Below are 523 nucleotides of genomic sequence, written 5' to 3'. Positions count from 1 at the left end.
GCGAGTGGGAAAATGGAGAGTTTTATATAGGTGGTTTTGGCAGTTATGATCGTGCCCGTGTTGCGCATGCACGGGGGGGTAACAGTGGAATCAATACTTATGGTATTGGTGCTTATGTCACTTATTTTGATCATAGTGGATGGTATCTCGATGGTATTTTAAAATACAATCATTATCAAAATACTCTAAAAGCCGTTTCAACGAATGGTTTAGAGATTGAAGGAACATATACTCAAAGGGCATTGGGAACTTCCTTTGAAGCTGGTTATCGACTTAAGACGTCAAAGAACAGTTGGTTACAGCCTTATGGACAATTTACATGGTTACAAGTTGAGGGTAAAGAAATCAAGTTATCGAATGATATGACAGGTGACATGCGTCCATTCACTTCATTACGCAGTGAGGTTGGCTTATCTTTAGGGTATGAATTTGGTTCACACATGGATTCCTCATCGCTTGCGTATATTACAGCAGCATGGTTGCGTGAGAATAAAGATGACAATCAAACGTTAATTAATCAACG

Annotated in this window: 1 protein-coding gene; it reads left to right on the top strand. The window is 39.4% G+C overall.

The genetic code is table 11. The features are described 5' to 3' along the window. A partial coding sequence (locus ACFIQE_RS11390) for an autotransporter outer membrane beta-barrel domain-containing protein (protein WP_375707800.1) occupies positions 1 to 523 on the top strand: 523 nt, incomplete at both ends.

Origin of the sequence: Bartonella sp. AA1HLJMS (assembly GCF_042197445.1) — a bacterium.
GTDB lineage: Bacteria > Pseudomonadota > Alphaproteobacteria > Rhizobiales > Rhizobiaceae > Bartonella.
This window is presented reverse-complemented; position numbering and strand designations above follow the sequence as displayed.